The sequence below is a fragment of the Providencia xihuensis genome, assembly GCF_041953405.1.
GTDB classification, from domain to species: Bacteria; Pseudomonadota; Gammaproteobacteria; order Enterobacterales; family Enterobacteriaceae; genus Providencia; species Providencia vermicola.
On the sequence record NZ_CP169565.1, the window covers coordinates 2873392 to 2891177 of the forward strand.

16 protein-coding genes are annotated in these 17786 nt (G+C 40.3%); 9 read left to right on the forward strand and 7 right to left on the reverse strand.

Translation table 11 applies throughout. The annotated features are described in order from the left end of the window. Position 1 precedes the first annotated feature (1 nt). The 5 genes from citF (at position 2) to ACE2AL_RS13020 (ending at position 6209) form a co-directional block, all read left to right on the forward strand. Entirely contained in the window at positions 2–1528 is a 1527-nt protein-coding gene (gene citF / locus ACE2AL_RS13000; RefSeq protein WP_375083574.1) for a citrate lyase subunit alpha, read from the forward strand. A 2-nt stretch (positions 1529–1530) separates the two neighbouring features. Then, a complete protein-coding gene (gene citX / locus ACE2AL_RS13005; RefSeq protein ID WP_353167300.1) occupies positions 1531–2070 on the forward strand; it encodes a citrate lyase holo-[acyl-carrier protein] synthase in 540 nt (179 codons plus the stop codon). After that, positions 2057–2941 carry a triphosphoribosyl-dephospho-CoA synthase CitG gene (gene citG / locus ACE2AL_RS13010; protein WP_349415240.1) on the forward strand — a complete coding sequence of 295 codons (885 nt, stop codon included), beginning with the start codon at positions 2057–2059 and terminating at the stop codon, positions 2939–2941. Before citX ends, citG begins: the two co-directional genes overlap by 14 nt. Positions 2942–3196: 255 nt before the next feature. Further along, positions 3197–4630: an anion permease gene (locus ACE2AL_RS13015; RefSeq protein WP_206083913.1), complete on the forward strand. Its 1434-nt coding sequence runs from the start codon at positions 3197–3199 to the stop codon at positions 4628–4630. Between the two features lie 526 nt (positions 4631–5156). Further along, positions 5157–6209 carry a 4-oxalomesaconate tautomerase gene (locus tag ACE2AL_RS13020; protein WP_272573684.1) on the forward strand — a complete coding sequence of 351 codons (1053 nt, stop codon included), beginning with the start codon at positions 5157–5159 and terminating at the stop codon, positions 6207–6209. 44 nt (positions 6210–6253) lie between these two features. Here ACE2AL_RS13020 and ACE2AL_RS13025 read toward each other — a convergent pair whose 3' ends face one another. From ACE2AL_RS13025 to ACE2AL_RS13040, 4 genes are all read right to left on the reverse strand, one after another. Further along, positions 6254–7387 carry an AAA family ATPase gene (locus ACE2AL_RS13025; protein WP_206083911.1) on the reverse strand — a complete coding sequence of 378 codons (1134 nt, stop codon included), beginning with the start codon at positions 7385–7387 and terminating at the stop codon, positions 6254–6256. After that, a complete protein-coding gene (locus tag ACE2AL_RS13030) occupies positions 7384–8094 on the reverse strand; it encodes an RNA ligase family protein (RefSeq protein WP_206083910.1) in 711 nt (236 codons plus the stop codon). The genes ACE2AL_RS13025 and ACE2AL_RS13030 overlap by 4 nt, the downstream gene beginning before the upstream one ends. A gap of 228 nt (positions 8095–8322) precedes the next feature. Then, positions 8323–9141, reverse strand: coding sequence for a VanW family protein (locus tag ACE2AL_RS13035; RefSeq protein WP_272538658.1), 819 nt, complete (start codon positions 9139–9141; stop codon positions 8323–8325). Positions 9142–9472: 331 nt separating this feature from the next. Further along, on the reverse strand, positions 9473–10789 hold the full coding sequence (locus tag ACE2AL_RS13040) for a CitMHS family transporter (RefSeq protein WP_375083575.1): 1317 nt from the start codon (positions 10787–10789) through the stop codon (positions 9473–9475). Positions 10790–11384: 595 nt separating this feature from the next. Here ACE2AL_RS13040 and ACE2AL_RS13045 point away from each other — a divergent pair. After that, positions 11385–12476: an NADH:flavin oxidoreductase/NADH oxidase gene (locus ACE2AL_RS13045; protein ID WP_206083907.1), complete on the forward strand. Its 1092-nt coding sequence runs from the start codon at positions 11385–11387 to the stop codon at positions 12474–12476. Between the two features lie 46 nt (positions 12477–12522). Here ACE2AL_RS13045 and ACE2AL_RS13050 read toward each other — a convergent pair whose 3' ends face one another. Both ACE2AL_RS13050 and ACE2AL_RS13055 read right to left on the reverse strand, forming a co-directional pair. Then, complete coding sequence (locus tag ACE2AL_RS13050) at positions 12523–12843, reverse strand: hypothetical protein (RefSeq protein WP_206083906.1); 321 nt, start codon at positions 12841–12843, stop codon at positions 12523–12525. Between the two features lie 233 nt (positions 12844–13076). Further along, entirely contained in the window at positions 13077–13949 is an 873-nt protein-coding gene (locus ACE2AL_RS13055) for a DMT family transporter (protein ID WP_206083905.1), read from the reverse strand. Positions 13950–14307: 358 nt separating this feature from the next. Here ACE2AL_RS13055 and ACE2AL_RS13060 point away from each other — a divergent pair, with 358 nt between their 5' ends. Next, entirely contained in the window at positions 14308–14514 is a 207-nt protein-coding gene (locus tag ACE2AL_RS13060) for a 3-oxoacyl-ACP synthase (protein WP_206083904.1), read from the forward strand. 70 nt (positions 14515–14584) lie between these two features. Here the strand turns inward: ACE2AL_RS13060 and ACE2AL_RS13065 are convergent, their stop codons facing one another. Next, entirely contained in the window at positions 14585–16057 is a 1473-nt protein-coding gene (locus ACE2AL_RS13065; protein WP_206083903.1) for an anion permease, read from the reverse strand. A 674-nt stretch (positions 16058–16731) separates the two neighbouring features. Between ACE2AL_RS13065 and cutA the strand changes: the two genes are divergently transcribed. Together cutA and ACE2AL_RS13075 are read left to right on the forward strand one after the other, a co-directional pair. After that, positions 16732–17079: a divalent-cation tolerance protein CutA gene (gene cutA / locus ACE2AL_RS13070; RefSeq protein ID WP_206083902.1), complete on the forward strand. Its 348-nt coding sequence runs from the start codon at positions 16732–16734 to the stop codon at positions 17077–17079. A 335-nt stretch (positions 17080–17414) separates the two neighbouring features. Further along, complete coding sequence (locus ACE2AL_RS13075; RefSeq protein ID WP_375083576.1) at positions 17415–17756, forward strand: carboxymuconolactone decarboxylase family protein; 342 nt, start codon at positions 17415–17417, stop codon at positions 17754–17756. The last annotated feature ends 30 nt before the right edge of the window (positions 17757–17786 follow it).

Genomic DNA, 17786 nt, shown 5'->3' on the forward strand with positions numbered 1-17786 from the left:
AATGACAACAAATACTCAACGTCAAACACGCGTAAGTGCTTACCTACAACCTAAAAGCGATGAAGCATTACGTGAATTTAAAGATATTGGTAAAGTCCAACAACAAGTTCAAAAACCAAGAAACCGCAAGCTATGTGATGACTTACAAGTGGCTATTCGCCGCTCAGGTTTGCAAGATGGCATGACAATTTCGTTTCACCATGCGTTTCGTGGCGGCGATCTGACGGTCAATATGGTCATGCAAGTGATTGCCGAAATGGGCTTTCGTAATCTGACATTAGCGTCCAGTTCCTTAAGTGCATGCCATTCACCGCTGGTCGAACATATTCGTCACGGTGTCATTCGTAAGATTTATACCTCAGGTATTCGTGGTCCACTGGCTGAAGCGATTTCTCGTGGCGAACTTGAAGAGCCAGTGCAAATTCATTCTCATGGTGGCCGTGCAAACCTTGTGCACAATGGCGAGCTGCGTATTGATGTCGCCTTCATTGGTGTGCCATCTTGCGACGAATACGGTAATGCTAACGGATATACAGGTACCGCCAGCTGTGGCTCGTTAGGCTACGCTAAAATTGATGCCGAAACGGCGAATAAAGTCGTCATGCTAACCGAAGATATATTGGATTATCCACACAACCCGTCCAGCATCAAGCAAGATGAGGTCGACTATATCGTTAAGGTTAAACGTGTCGGTGATGCAGATAAAATCGGTGCTGATGCCACCCGTATGACCTCAAACCCAAGAGAACTACTGATTGCGCGTACTGCCGCTGATGTTATTGAAAAATCAGGCTTCTTCAAAGAAGGGTTTTCATTACAAACGGGTACTGGGGGCGCATCCCTTGCCGTGACTCGCTTCCTTGAGGACAAAATGCGCCGCCACAATATCACCGCAGGCTTTGCCCTTGGCGGTATCACATCAACCATCGTCGATTTGCATGAAAAAGGCTTAATTCGCAAATTATTAGACGTACAAAGTTTTGATAAAGCGGCAGCAGAGTCTCTTGCTCGTAACCCAAATCATATTGAAATCAGTGCCAATCAATACGCCTGCTTTGACTCTAAAGGTGCTTCTGTCGACATGCTCGATGTTGTCGTACTCAGTGCTCTGGAAATTGATACACGCTTTAATGTCAATGTGTTAACAGGTTCTGATGGTGTTATCCGCGGTGCATCGGGTGGTCACAGTGATACCGCAGTCGCTGCGAAATTATCCATTATCGTTGCGCCATTAGTGCGCGGTCGTATCCCAACGTTAGTTGATGAAGTCCTGACTTGCGTTACCCCGGGATCAAGCGTCGATATTTTAGTGACCGACCATGGTATTGCCGTAAACCCTGCACGACCTGAATTGAAGCAGCAATTAGAAAGCCAAGGTATCAAAACGGTTTCAATTGGCTGGTTAAGAGAACGCGCTCAGTTACTCACGGGAACACCTAACCCTATTGAATTTACAGATAAAGTCGTTGCCGTCGTGCGTTACCGTGATGGCTCTGTGATTGATGTTGTTCATCAAGTGAAGGAGTAACTATGTTTTGCCCACTGCCTGATACTCAAGAGCAATTTGAAATTTCCTTACCTGAGCTGTTGGCAAGCCGTGATGCCCGTCAGGCACGCCAGCAACAATGGATTGGTCTCCATCAGGTAACCTTGATTTCATTTACTGTCGTTTTCCCAGGGGCTGTCAAAGACAACTCCCTTGTTAGACATGTGTTTAATCAGGGCCTAAATGCGCTTAAACAAGTTGCTTTATGCAGGCAGTGGGTACTTTTATCTCAACAATCATGGGCATTAAGCACGGGGCCTGAATGTTTAGTCGCCGTTGATGCTGATGCCATTGAAGTCAAAAAGACATTAATTGAGGCCGAAGAACGCTCCCCAGTGGGACGTTTATGGGATTTTGATGTCTTTGATGCACAAGGAAAACAATATTCACGTGGTCAATTAAATCTACCTGCAAGGCGTTGTTTAATTTGTGAAAAAGAAGCCAAAATCTGTGCTCGTCATCGCGCTCATCCCTTGGCAGATGTTCTTTCTCGCATAGCGGAGCTAGCCCATGGAACTTGTTAACTACTCACAAACCCTAAGTGACCAGCTTACTCACTATTACAGCCAGTTAGCTTGGCAAGCCATGCTCGCTGAAGTGAACTTAACCCCAAAACCAGGTTTAGTAGACAAACACAATACAGGCGCTCATAAAGATATGGCGCTAACGGATTTTCATTTAAGTGCCAATGCCATCGCCAAATTTTTTCCACTATTTATTCAGGCTGGCACACAATATAAAAATCTACCGATTAAACAGGTTTTAAGCAAAATTAGAAGTATCGGGATGGCGTGTGAAACCGCCATGTTCCAAGCCACTCAAGGTGTAAATACCCATAAAGGCAGCATTTTTTCATTAGGTTTAGTATTAACCGCAATTGGTCGCTTAGCCGCATTACAGCAAACCGTGACACCAGTTGCGATTAGCCAATTAGTTGCAGGGATGTGCCAAGGGATTTGCGCTGAATTGATGCAACCTACGGATACTCCAACAGCTGGCCAACGTTTATATCAACAATTTGGTTTTACTGGAGCACGAGGGGAAGCTGAAGGTGGCTACTCGCTAGTTATCAACCATTCATTGCCCTTTTATTTACAGCAACTAGCGGCGCAACAGGATGCTGAAATAGCTTTAATAAATACGTTAATTCTATTAATGAAAATTAATGATGACACCAATATTGCAAATCGTGGCGGCTTAAATGGTTTAATTTGGGTAAAACAGCAAGCAACCAAATTATTGCAAGAGGGGATTAATCATCCTGATGATTTAGTCAAAGTAAAACAATTTGACCAGCACTGTATTGAAAAGAATCTAAGCCCAGGTGGTAGCGCAGATTTATTAATTTTAACGTGGTTTTTTGCCCGTCTGCCTAGACAAGGCTTCGGTATTTAGCATTAAAAATTAAAACAACTTATATGTTCACCAACACAGGAACCCATTCAATAATTTAATTAATAAAGATTAATAAAAATATATTTAATTAAGTAATAGTTATTGATTTAAAGAATTTATAACATATTGGAAATAGCTAAATAATGACAATGAATATCAAAATCATTATTCCTATTAAGGCATTGCTATACCTCCAATATGACGAAAAACCGAATTCATAATATTCAAGTTTTAATTTCGTTAAGGATCAAGCCTATGCCAAAAGACAAAATCTGGAAACTGCTACTTCTGATAGCAATTCCAATCATTATCGCCTTAATACCGACTCCTGCGGGGTTACCGCATATCGCGTGGTTATTATTTGGTCTTTACCTCGCAGCTATTGTTGGACTGGTATTAAAACCTTATTCAGAACCTGTTATTTTGTTAGCCACTATTGCCGCAAGCGCCGTCATAATTGGTGTAACAGGTACGAAAGATGTTAAAGCCAGTGAAGTCTTAAGTGGTTATGCATCAGGGACAACATGGCTGGTATTTGCGGCATTTACGCTGAGTGCTGCATTTGTTATTACAGGTTTGGGTAAACGCCTTTCGTACATTTTGATTGGTAAATTGGGCGGTACTACATTAGGCCTTGGTTATGTCACTGCGATCCTTGATTTAATTATTGCCCCAGCAACGCCATCGAATACCGCTCGTGCGGGTGGGATTGTTTTCCCAATCATAAACAGCGTGGCAGTAGCATTAGGTTCTGATCCTGAAAAAAGCCCTCGCAAAGCAGGCCACTACTTGTTAGTCAACGTATACATGGTGACCAAAACGACCAGCTATATGTTCTTAACAGCAATGGCACCAAACGCTTTAGCATTAGCCATGATGAGTGACATTATGGGCATTCATTTAAGTTGGGGTGGATGGGCACTCGCGGCATCGGTTCCTGGCTTAATTATGCTGATTTTGACACCACTGATGATTTATAAGCTGTATCCACCTGAACTCAAAAAGGTGAATAACAAAGAGATCGCAGCAAAAGGCTTAGCAGACTTAGGCCCAATGACGATGCGTGAAAAACTGTTGGCTATCATCTTCGTTATCGCACTGTGTGGCTGGATTTTCTCTGACCTTATCGGTGTGAGTGCATCCAGTGTCGCTATCGCTGTCATGGCATTAACCTTAATTTTAGGTGTTGTCACATGGGATGATGTGCTGAAAAACAAAGGGGGTTGGAACACCCTGATTTGGTACGGCGGTATCATCAGTATGTCAGGCGTTCTCACTAAAGCGGGCTTCTTTAAATGGTTAGCCGACACCATGAGTCAGTACCTCTCTTTCGGTGACCAAGCCATGTTAGCTTTCTTTGTTATCATGTTTATCAGTGTCGCCATTCGTTACCTGTTCGCATCAGGTGGTGCTTATGTTGCCGCGATGGTGCCTGTATTTGCCACTGTAGGTATGGTCGCAGGTGCACCTCCAATGTTACTGGCATTAGGCTTACTGTTCTCTAACGCATACGGCGGAAGCGTAACGCACTACGGTGGTGCCGCAGCACCAATCGTATTCGGTGCAGGCTACAACGATATTCGTTCTTGGTGGATCATCGGTGGATTAGTCGCATTCGTTAGCTTATTCGTCCACATGACTATCGGTTTAGGTTGGTGGGAAATCTTGATTAGCATGGGTCTGATTTAATGCGCTCTATTCTAATCAATCACTAAATTATTCAATGGGGTACAATATCAATTGTGCCCCTTTTTTAAATCTGACAATGACTATTTCGCGTTAACGATGGTGCGTAAAACAGAATGAAGGCTTTCTAAATATCCCAAGGAACACACACCAGTATACGAATAAGCGTAGTCAGCAACGCTGCGGCTTGAATAACATGTGACTTGGGTTGTCGATTGCAGCCAACACCGCTACAGACCGAAATATGACGAGAATCCAAAGTAATCCTCTAAATAGTTCGGACTGTGGCTAGGCGGCAAATGAGACTATCCCAAGGAGCATACATAAGTATGTGACTTGGGTTGTCGATTGCAGCCAACACCGCTACAGACCGAAATATGACGAGAATCCAAAGTAATCCTCTAAATAGTTCGGACTGTGGCTAGGCGGCAAATGAGACTATCCCAAGGAGCATACATAAGTATGTGACTTGGGTTGTCGATTGCAGCCAACACCGCTACAGACCGAAATATGACGAGGATATAAGCTTATGAAAAAAATCCCATGCACCCTTATGCGCGGCGGCACATCAAAAGGTGTATTTTTATTGGCGGACTCATTGCCAACTGATATCAAACAACGTGATGAATTAATTTTAGATATTATGGGTTCGGGTCATCCTTTGCAGATTGATGGCATTGGTGGAGGAAGCCCACAGACCAGTAAGGTCGCCATTATCAGTCGCTCTGAGCATCCTGATGCGGATGTTGATTATTTATTTGCCCAAGTTGCTATTACTGAGCGTATTGTCGATACTGCCCCAAATTGTGGCAACATGTTGTGTGCCGTTGGCCCTTTTGCCCTCGAAAAAGGGTTAGTCCCTATCACTGATAACGTGACTACCGTCCGCGTTCGTAATGTCAACACTGAAACCTTTGTCAATTCCACCGTACAGACCCCTGATGGTCAAGTACAATATAAAGGAAATACCCAAATTGCAGGTGTGCCAGGCAGTGCGGCGCCTATCGCCCTCACCTTTTTAAATGCTAGCGGTGCCAAAACGGGGAAATTATTACCAACGGGTAATGCCATTGATACCATTGATGGCATTGAAGTCAGCTGCATTGATATGGCTGTTCCCATCGTCTTAATCGATGCGCCACAATTAAATAAAACGGGTTATGAAAGTGCCGCAGAATTAGAATCCGACAACGCATTTATGCAACAACTCGAGTCAATTCGCATTAAAGCAGGTGCCATGATGGGGTTAGGTGATGTCACAAAAAAAGTGATCCCAAAACCCATTTTAATTTCGCCCGCTACCCAAGGCGGCACCATAAGCGTCCGTTATTTTATGCCGCAAAAATGCCACGGCGCACTGGCGGTGACTGGGGCAATTGCTATCGCCACCAGCACGATTTTGCCAGATAACATTGCACAGCGTTATGTTCAATCTGTGGATATGAAAAACATTGCGATTGAGCATTTAAGTGGCAAATTTGAAGTTACCCTGAACCAACAGGGGGATTCTCCTGAAGGGCTACAAGCATCAATAATTCGCACCGCACGTAAGCTTTTTGAAGGGGATGTGTTTGTGCTGTAATTGGGTTAACCTGCCCTGTTAATTGGGCAGGTTATTCAATGTTATCAATCGAATAAATCGACAAACTTCCCATTAATATAATAAGACACACGATATGCCTCATCGGGGGTAGGTAACTCTAACTTACCTGCCATACGCTCCATCACCTGTTCTGGTACGGCAAATTTCCGTTGTTGGTTTTGTTGACGCCACTGCTTATCAGGCACTTCTAAATACACAATGTGCACTTTCGCTTGGTAGCGAGCAAACAAGCTCACCATACTTTCACGCAAAGACGCGCTGAGGGAGGTCGCATTCCAAATAAAATCCGTTTTTGTACGCAAAAACTGTTTGGCCTGCTCTTTGCCTTGCTGCGCCACCCAACCTTGCGCATTTCTGTCCGCAGGGCTAATTTTGTGCTCACGACGAATTTCATCAAGGCATACCATCTGAGTTTGTGGGTAAAATTGTTTCACAAAATGATCTTTACCCATGCCTGGTAAACCACACAACATGATGACTTCACTGCCTTCTTCCTCAAAAGGTTGATAGTCTGGCATCCCCCTTTGGTGATGGAAGTAATGAAAACGCCCCGCCAAAGAAGCAAACTCTTTCGGCTTATCCCAACACCCTTGTTCGCGGCAAAACAACTCGAACAACTCAATACGTGCTAATAATTCTGCTTTGTCTTCACAAATGCGACCTATCGCATCCGCCTTTGCTAACATGCACAATAATGACATCTCAACACGTAGCGAAGCGGCAAAGAGAGTGCGTTCTGGATCAGGTTTTTCCATCAACCATAAAGGTAAGCCGTGAAAACGGACAAGTGCCGCAATTTTTTCACGCACTGCAAATGGAGTATCTACTTGGCGAAACAAGATATTTCGTGCGGATAACTCCCCTTTTTTAGCATGCCCCGGTGAATGAATACGCCCTTCTTCGTCCTCCCGCGTTGTACTGCGTTTTTCCACATCGTGCAATAACGCTGCCGCCCAGACGATATTTTGTTTGGATTCAGAAAGCTGCTGATACTCTGGCAGACTTTCCAGTGCAGCAAGCACCATTTGGGTGTGAGTAGCCACATTGCCTTCAGCATGGTGCAACACGTCTTGCGGGACATTTTTCATATCCCGAACAAAATCAAACTGAGCTTCAAGTTGTGCCCAATCGCGGTTTTTAGTGAATTGCCAACTCATGATTGCTCTCCTTGCCGCTCAAATGCTAACTTTGCCCTTTGCCAATTGCGCTTCCAATGAATATCTGTTTTTACGTGGTTTTTGCGCACATATTTAAATACGTGAGAGATAAAATCATCCACATGAAAACCTTGGCTATCACGGCTAACAATTCCCTCCATACTACAGGCTTGACCTGTATGAGTATCATGGGCAATAAATTGGCTATCTAATGATGCTGCTGCTATTAATGAGCGTGCATACTCTTGCTCAGTCATCTGTTTATTTACTGGCAATACAAGCTGTGGCACCGTAGGAAAATCAAACAGTGCTGCATAAAACTGCACTTCTTCCCAACTTAGCCAATACTCCCCTTGGCGCACTGCAAACACATAAAAATAATCTTCAATATGTTGATATTCAATGGAATGCACCGCATAGAGGTTTTCACCAAATAGCTCAATATTCCCTAAATCATCTTTAATCAATTGCCACCGCTGGCGAATTTGTTGGCTCCACGCAGATTGTGTTGGTGCGCCATGGGAGCGCGCAAAAACACCATGACGATTCAAACAATTGTTTTCGCCATCGAGTTTTTCTGTGTGAATTAGCGTATCGATATTTTGGATATGAGACCACCAATCACTGTTGATACGATCGTCGCTCGTCGTACCAGGTGAGAACGGATAATGATACGTTCTACCATACTTTCTTGATTGCATATTCATCATGCTTTCTCTAAAGAAATAGAAATCATCACAAACCTTTGCCAGATTTGCGTCTTTAAATATTGAGAAATCAAGTGTTGGTATTACATATCTATTCCGAGTGACGGCCTCATTTTTTGGATGCTAATAATGCCCTATTAGCCAATTAGAATTCAATTCAGGGGGATTTTAGTTCAACAGTCAAGATAAAGGCTATCAATATATTCCTAATATCAACCGAAATTGGCATTATGACGCCATTATTTGGCTATCATCAATGGCATATTTCACCACAACTTTATTACGATACAAGCAATTATCTTGTAATGTTACGGGTTCTTGTCCTTTAGTTGTCACTTTCTGCCAAATTTCATTGTGACGATAAACGATATTTTTTTCTCGAGTAAATTTATGATTTTTTTGGTAAATATGGTATTTCACATCACGAGGCTCGCTACATAATAACTCCCCTTCTAACTGGTGCTCCGCGATATTAAATACCAATTGAAAAGCGCTTTGTGTTGGGTTGTAAAATACCAAATCAATGTAGTTATAAAAGATGGCCGCACCTGAACCAAACGGTAATACACGGCCTTCATCTGGAAAAGGATCAAAACTGTGATTGGCTCTCTCAACGACTTGCAACGGCGAATGCAATATCATCCAGTGGATTAAATTGCTCAGTTGGCAGATCCCCCCGCCAATCCCAGAGCGAGCCTCACCAAAAGACAGTTCCATTCCTTCGACAAAACCACGGCGAGCCGTCGGCTTTCCAACTAAGCGGCAAAAAGAGAAATATTCCCCTGGATAAATGGTTATGCCATTCATGGCTTGCACCGCAATTCGTAAATTAATCACTTTGTTATGTTGCAGACGCAAATCTGAGTCACCCAATTTACGGATCAATTTAGAGGTGTGTTTGTTATAGCGATATTCAAGGCGTTCACTGGATTTCGCCTTCGAATAGTATTTAGAGGAAAATGCCCAGTGCAATCTTCGAGCCAGACGTTTTTGAGTCACACGCAGCCAGTAAAGAATAGGATGATATGAGGAAAACGGCCGACGCATAACAAAACCTTATTGATATAATTAACCAATAAATGATGTCACACCCGTTAATTTTCCAACATAGTAACTATCTGATAATTAGCAAGCCAATAATTCAATTGGCTACTTTGTATATTCTGGCAATTCAAGTTTCGATCTAGGGATTTACTTTTGATGCCAACAACGCCGCCACATTGAGATTATGCTTTAGCTAATGCACGCGGGTTATTCAATAGATTTTGCGTCTGTCGCTAGGCGGCAAAGAAAGCCAATCCCGAGGAGCATACATAAGTATGTGACTCGGGTTGACTTTTGAAACCAACAACGCGACAGACCAAAAGATGAAGAATAATTAGTAGAGACCGAGTACTGCACCAATAGCAAGTAAAAAGAAGCTAAACAACCAAATCCAGCCAAATGAGTAGCGCAAATGGCGTCCCATATCAATACCTGCTAACCCCATCGCTAGCCATGCTGCTGGTGAGAACGGGCTGACGAATGTCCCTGCATTATTGCCTATTGCCATCGCGTAGACTACTGAAGATGGGTCAACACCTACAGTACCCGCAATTTGTTGAATTATTGGCAACAGCGCAAAATAATAAGCATCTGTACTGGTGAAAATATCCATTGGTACACCGATAATCCCAACAAAAATATGAACTTTCGATACCCATTCCATTGGCAAGATAGCGGTTAAGTCCATCGCTATCGATTTCAACATACCACCTTCGGATAAAATGCCTAAAAATGCACCTGCGGCTAGAATAATAGCCACCATGCCTAGAGCCTGCGGCGCATGTTGTGACAGTACTTTCATTTGCTCTTTCGGATTTGGAAAATTGACCATCAATGCTAGCGAAAGCGCTATCATGAAGACATAGGGGGCTGACAATAATCCAAATGCTAAACAGATAACTGACGCGATAATCAACCCACCGTTAATTAACGGTTTTTTAGGTTTATGAATTGTGTCCGTCACATCTGCCATATCATCACTAACGGGTAGCAAAGAATCCATTTCATACGGCGTGGTACCATTAAGTTTTGCAGCAGCAATACGACGTTTCTCACGCATTCCCATAATAACCGCAAATACAACGGCGCCGCCCATACCGATTAATTGAACAGGGATCAAATGCTGCCATAAAATAGAGGCATCTATACCCGTCACAGCTGAAGCTCGACCTAATGGGCCTCCCCAAGGAACCATATTCATAATCCCCATACTGGCACACATTAATAACAGCATTAAATATGGGCTCATACCAAGCTGACGATATAAAGGGAGTAGTGCAGGAATAATAATAAGGAATGTTGCTGCTCCTGAGCCATCTAAGTGCACAATACCCGCAATAAGTGTCGTCATAATACAGACAACAATAATGTTTCCCCGAGTCATTTTGACCATGATCCGAATTAACGGGTCAAAAATGTGCAAATCTTTCATCAAACTAAAGAACAAGATGGCGAATAAGAACATCGCGGCAACTTTGGAAACTTTATTAATACCACTTTCAAAAAAAACAGATATTTCTGCGATAGAATATCCTGCTAATAAAGCGCCGAGAAAGGGAATACACGACATTGCAATAATGGGACTCACTTTTCCCATCATTAATAGGGTGACTATCGATACAATGATTAAAATACCAATAATTGTTAACACATGAGCTTCCTTCTTAGAATTATATTTTTCAGGTGAATGATTTTTATGTAATTAATTTGATAACCTTCAATATTCAACATTAATTATATTGAAGAATGAATTTACTCATTTCATTACGTATCAGTACCTTGCTTATATAAATCCTTTAGCCTACCCGCAAGTCTCATTGGCTATTTTTGCGGTAATAACAACTCATTTACACTTATTAAAATCACTATTTAAAATAAAAAAATAGCCAAACTCACTATTAGAACCATTAAAACCATAGTCGCCCATTAATGCCAAAGAGAATTGGTTATTAATTAGTTAATTAATAACATGTGGAATTATCGATATATATAATTTCTCATCACTATTTTATTTTAATTTTTCTATTATTTTTTTAAAAAAATTGTTGTTTTTTATGCAGGTTAGAAAGGAAAATCTGCTTTTTATCTCTTTGCTCAAATATGAATTAAATGACTTGATTTTTTTCTTTATCTCTCCTCTAAAAAAATACTGTTTTCAAATCAATACCACACCATCTCACAAAAATCGCTTATTGATTCAGGTATAATATTAGGATAACTAAAGGCTACAAATAGGGAATTCGCTAATGAGTCACCTTTTTTCTTCTGCAGCAATGGGTCTGGTTTCACTAAAAAATAGAATTATTATTCCACCGATGTGCCAGTATTCAGCTAATAATGGCTTACCAACAGCTTGGCATAGCGCACACTATATGAATCTGGCCTTATCTGGGGCGTCATTGGTGATCGTCGAGGCAAGTGCTATCGTGCCTGAAGGGCGGATTACCTATAAAGATCTTGGGCTATGGAATGACGAGCAAGCAACAGCCATGCAACAAATGCTCACTGATATTCGACAATATTCTGATGCTCGATTAGGTGTACAAATTGCCCATGCAGGCAGAAAAGCATCCTGTGATCTTCCATGGTTAGGGGGAAAAAGCCTCAGTAAAACGGATGCCCATGGTTGGCAAACTGTCGCGCCTTCCCCTCTCGCTTTTGGTAATAATCCCTTGCCACGGGAACTAACTACTGATGATATCCAAGAAATTAAACACCAATTTATTAATGCGGCAAAACGGGCCGAACAAGCTGGTTTTGACGTTATAGAGATCCACGCAGCTCATGGCTATTTATTGCATGAATTCTTATCTCCTATTTCAAACCAACGCCAAGACGAATATGGTGGAAGTTTCGAAAATCGCAGCCGCTTGCTAATTAATGTATTTCATGAGGTGCGTAAAGCTATCAGCCCTAATATTGCTGTTGGTGTACGTATTTCCGCAACGGATTGGTTAGATAATGGCTGGGATGTTCCCGAATCTATCGAACTGTGTGAACAATTAGAGGAACTCGGCTGTGATTATATTCACGTTTCTTCAGGAGGGCTTGCACCAGAACAACAAATCCCGCTAAGTCCTAATTATCAAGTGCCTTTAGCGCAAGCTATCCATGAACATAGCATGATGCCAGTTATTGCGGTTGGACTAATAACAGAACCGCTACAAGCAGAAGCGATTATTGCAACGCATCAGGCGGATTTTGTGGCCATTGGTCGTAGGATTTTATTTGAGCCCCGTTGGCCTTGGCGTGCGGCAACTGAGTTGAACGAGCAAATTAATGTAGCGCCGCAATATTTACGCAGTGCTCCCCACCAATTTAAAAATTTATTTAAATGATATAAGTACCCGCAGTGTTGGATAATTCACTGCGGGTTAGGCAATATTAACGCGCGTTTTGTGAACACTGTTGAACGAATTCAATCATTGTTTTTTGGAACTCAGGCTCTGCATTCCCTGATTTTTCCAATTCACCGTCCATACGTTTAAATTCACTTAAACCATATTTTTCAATCGTTTTATCGTATGCACAACCACAAATGGCGCTAATTGCTTTTGCAGTTTCGCCTTGTGGGTTACCTGAAGCCACCACACAAGTATTCACAAAATTTTCTTTGTATTCTGCAATTTCTGATTTTTCATCGGAGCATGCTGATAACACGCTCATCACACCCGCCATACCCAATATTAATACTAATTTTTTCATTTTTTGCCTATTCCCCATTCAGCTTTCAATGCATAAACAAATGGCAATGCATGCTCTTGTTCAGTATTTTGCTATTTTGGGTAATTATTGTCTACTTTCAACACTATTAATCTTAATTTACAGAATAAGAATGTCTTATTAAGATTAATACCCTATCGATAAATCTTGCTATTAATCATAGTCGTTTTCTTTAAAAAAATCCGCAATCATTAATGTTTTTTTATCTATCAGTCTTATTTAGATAATGAGTTTGAACAACGCCAGCGGTAATAAAATAAAGAAAATAAAATCAGTATGCAGCCCACGATTTGAATTAGCGGCATACGTTCGTGATACCAGATGGCAGCAACAAAGACTGTCATTACAGGCTCTAAGATCATAATAATCGCTGCATTGGCTGCGGTGGTATTTTTTTGACCAACAAGTTGCAATACAAAGCGTAAGCTTGTCGCGATAACCACACTTGCCCCTAACCACATCACGGTTGGTGTGGTTAAACTTGTCGGCCATTCTTCTAAAAAGAATGAAAGCACCAAGGCCACAATCCCTGTTGTGGCTAACTGTATCGTTGTTAAAGGTAAAAGAGGCACCATTCGGGTATACAAACTGGTATAACAAAAATAAATCGCTTGAACGATAGCGGCACCTAAAAACCACAACTGGCTTGCTTTAAATTCAAGCTGCGCTTTAAATAGAGTTAAACAAGCTAGCCCAATAATCGCTACTGGCAACGCTTCCCAAAAATATCGGCTTGGTCGATTTTTCAAGATAACCCATGCGACTAAGGGAACAAATAACATCGCAAGGCTCATAATAAAAGCCCCTTCCCCAATAGAGTCAGTTATCGCAACCGCATGGATCCACAAAACTAAATTCAGTGCCATCCAACCGCCTGTCATTAATATTTTAGGGAGTTGCTTCAGTGGAATTCGATTTCTTTTTCCTTTGCAAAAAGGAAGCAATATAATAGCGGCAAGTAAAAAACGCGTTCCCAGAAAAGCGAAAACAGGCATACCTTGAACGGCTTCACGCGAAAAAACCCACCCCCAAGCGGCAATCATCGTGGTTAATACCAAGAAGAATTCAGCTTTCCTTTGTGAATACATGTTTCCCTCTACATAAATTTGATCGCGAGTTTATATATCATACTGGCTTTTACAACCAAACCAATTACATTTATGGTCTTTACCTACTTAACTTTAAATTAAAAATATCCCACCAAAAAATGTAAATATGACCTTTAAATTCCCCTTATTTCCCCTTAATGACGTTATTTCTATTTTTATCTACTCTTTTTTCTGGCAAAAACTCTAAGAACAAATGTTTCTCCGCCTAAATGGGGAAATAGGTAAAAAAACTCGACAATTTTTATTCACTTTTTATCTGCGATAATCATTTCATCGTAACAATTTCTTATATTACTTAACGCATTGCTGTTACTTATTACAACCAAGGTAAATTGCCATGATCATGAAAAATACTGTCTCAACGGACAACGATATGGTCAAAAAAGTTAAACTCGCTATTAAAACACGAAAATATGCTCATGCAGATGAAATCAATTTGTTATGGCAACATGCTCTGAATACCAAGGCCGTGATCAGCTGGAAAAAAATAATGTTAGTTTCGATTATCGTTAGCACAATTATCCTGATAATCAGTGCATTATAGCATTCAACGGACATAAAAAATCGGGCAATTATGCCCGACTTTTATTTATCCTCATGTTAGCCGCGTATTATTACCAGTAACCTAAGAATTTCCACCAGACACTACCAATAAAGAACCAAATAGCGAGGTTAACAACACTCATCACAAAACCTGTTTTCCACCATTCACCTAACGTTGCATACCCCGACCCGAAGATAATGGGTGCAGTACCTGTTCCATAATGGGTCAACGACATCATTAACGATGATGAGAATGCGAGTGTCAGTGCTAATAGCATTGGAGGCGCACCTAATGCTAAACCTGCAGAGAAAAACGCCGCATACATAGCGGTAATATGCGCAGTAGTACTCGCAAAGAAATAATGGGAGTAGACATAGATTAAAACAAGGATGAGCATACCCCATACCCAGCTAATCCCCATACTATCAATTGTGCTTCCGACAGTTAATGACATCCATTTAATTAGGCCTAATTTACCTAAGAAGCTCGCCATCATAACTAAAGCGGAGAACCAAACGACAGTGTCCCAAGCCCCTTTATTTTTCAATACGTCATCCCAATTAATCACGCCTGTTGCCAATAGAATACTGAGTCCAATAAAGGCAGCCGTTGTCGCATTAATACTATAAGCAGGCCCAAAGATCATCGCAGGTACACCAGCCCACATTAATAGCAGTAAGCCAAATACCCCTAAAGTGATCTTTTCAGGCAATGATACTGGCCCTAATTGTTGTAAACGTTCTTTTGCAAAATTAGGCGCATCAGGCGTTGAGGTGATTTCAGGTTTATACATAAAGTAAATAACGAGAGGCATTAAAATAAGCGAAACAATAGCAGGAACAAATGCCGCAATCGCCCACATTCCCCAAGTCAGCTCATTACTTTGGCTGGTTTCACTAATAATCAAACTGACGATTAACGGGTTTGGCGCTGTTGCCGTAATAAACATCGCCGATGTAATCGGATTAATATTATAGTTTACTAAAGAAAGATAGCGTCCTATTTTACCTGCCGTTCCATCTTCTGCTTTTGACCCAAAACTGTCAGATATTGAACGCATAATCGGGTGAATAATTCCCCCTCCTCGCGCAGTATTACTTGGTGTCACTGGGGCAAGAATTGTTTCTGCTATCGCAAGTGAATATGCAATTCCAATCGTTTTTTTACCAAACAATGAAATAACATAATAACCAATCCTTGCGCCTAAGCCTGTTTTATTCAAGCTCATAGAAACCATAATCGAGATACCGATTAACCAAATTAAATCATTTGAAAAACCACTTAATGCATCAGCAATAGCGCCTTTCGTTGATTCAGGGTTGGTGACTCCTGTTGCTGCAACTAGTGAAATAGCCACAATAGAAACCCCACCAATTGGCAAAGCTTTGCCAATAATAGCGGCGATTGTGCCGACAAATAGTGCCAAAAGATGCCAAGCATTGGGATTAACACCCTCAGGTACTGGAATTAAAAACCAAATGACAAGTGTGATTACAACTGCGATTAATGTTGGTACAGGTTTTAAAGGTGTAAGTTTATTCATAGAGTTATCCATACATGCCTAAAGATGGAAATACAGAGTATATTCAGATAATTATTTTGATTTACATCATCATGTTAACAATGTAGAACCTAAAAACTTTGATCGTTATCAGTTAGTTACTTTATTTCAGGAATAAAGTAACTTTTTTTTGTAAAATTTGGTTATTACTAACTTTCCAATAATGCTAATGCCATTATTGAATGCAAAAAATCCTTACTTGCTTTTAATAACACAAGAAAAATATTTACTCGCTAAATTGGTATTTTACATATTTATAATGTATTTAGGTCTATCGCATATAATAGCTCAATTTATTATCTTAATTTTCTTAATATACTAAAATTTCAATTTTTTTATAATTTAACCTTGTTTTTTGTAGGCTGAATCGAATTAGTTACACTTTAGATATAAAAGAACACATTCTTTAGATATATACACATAATATTTCAATTACATTTACAGGTGAAAAAACACATGAGATGAATAAATAACCAATATTAGATTAAAAAACAAGCAATATGACTTATTATTTGATATACAATTGTTACTTGAAATAATAATTTTTTTGTGCATTAAAAAATGTCCTTTAGATATTCATATCTCATTCCATATTATTGTCTCTAATCTACCATTAATTACAGCACGCTTCTTAATATAACCATCGAGGAAATAAAATGACTACCAATAGCCAATACAGTAATAATTCTCAACCATCTTGCATTGTATTATGCACAACCAATAGTCAAGAGAGTGCAATTAAAATCGCACAATACCTTTTAGATAACCAGTTAGCTACTTGTGTTTCTTTATTGCCTGAAATAATATCTTTATACCTTTGGCAAGGTAATATCACAAAAGATAAAGAAGTTTTACTACTAATTAAAACAACACAATCTAATCAACTCAGCATTTTTGAGGCGATAAAAAAAATACATCCCTATGAAACACCTGAATTAATAAGGCTTGACCCAAGTCAGGTTGAGGATAACTATTTACAATGGCTAATTAATTCCGTCAAATAATACTCTACTCAAATGATTTTAAAAAATTTTTTCCATTATTAATCAACATTTGATGTATTTTTGGAAAATAATTCATCTGGTCGGGTATGGTTTACATTCAATCAGTGATATATAAGTAGACTCGCTTTATATTTATTTTCCCTCCTTATCTTTTTTGGGAGGTTTTTTTTGCCCATTTTTAGTGTTCGCTTCCCCCCCCCATTAATTGAAATAAAAACCATACTAAATTAACTTTTTAAAATTTTAAATTTTAAATTAATTTTGATTGATAATATACAAAAAAACACTATATTATTTTACATAATATAAATTCATTAACTAAAAGCGAGAAAAAAATGTCTAAATACAATGACGTTACCCAACATATCAGTAAACACCTTCCGGAATTAGGTAAACATATTCCTGACGTTATGAAACACTTTTCGGGGCTTGTGAGTACTGGCGTACAAGATGGTGCCCTTGATAAAAAAACCAAAGAGCTTATCGCTATTGGGATCGCAGTTGCAAACCGCTGCGATGGCTGCATTGGTTTTCACACCAAAACATTAGTTGAACTAGGCGTAAAAGAACAAGAGTTAGCTGAAGCACTCGGCGTTGCTATCTTCATGGGTGGTGGCCCATCTGCCATGTATGCAGCTGAAACTATTAGTACATACAAAGAGTTTTCAGCCAAATAAATAATGACTGTGATATTGCCTTAAATTTCA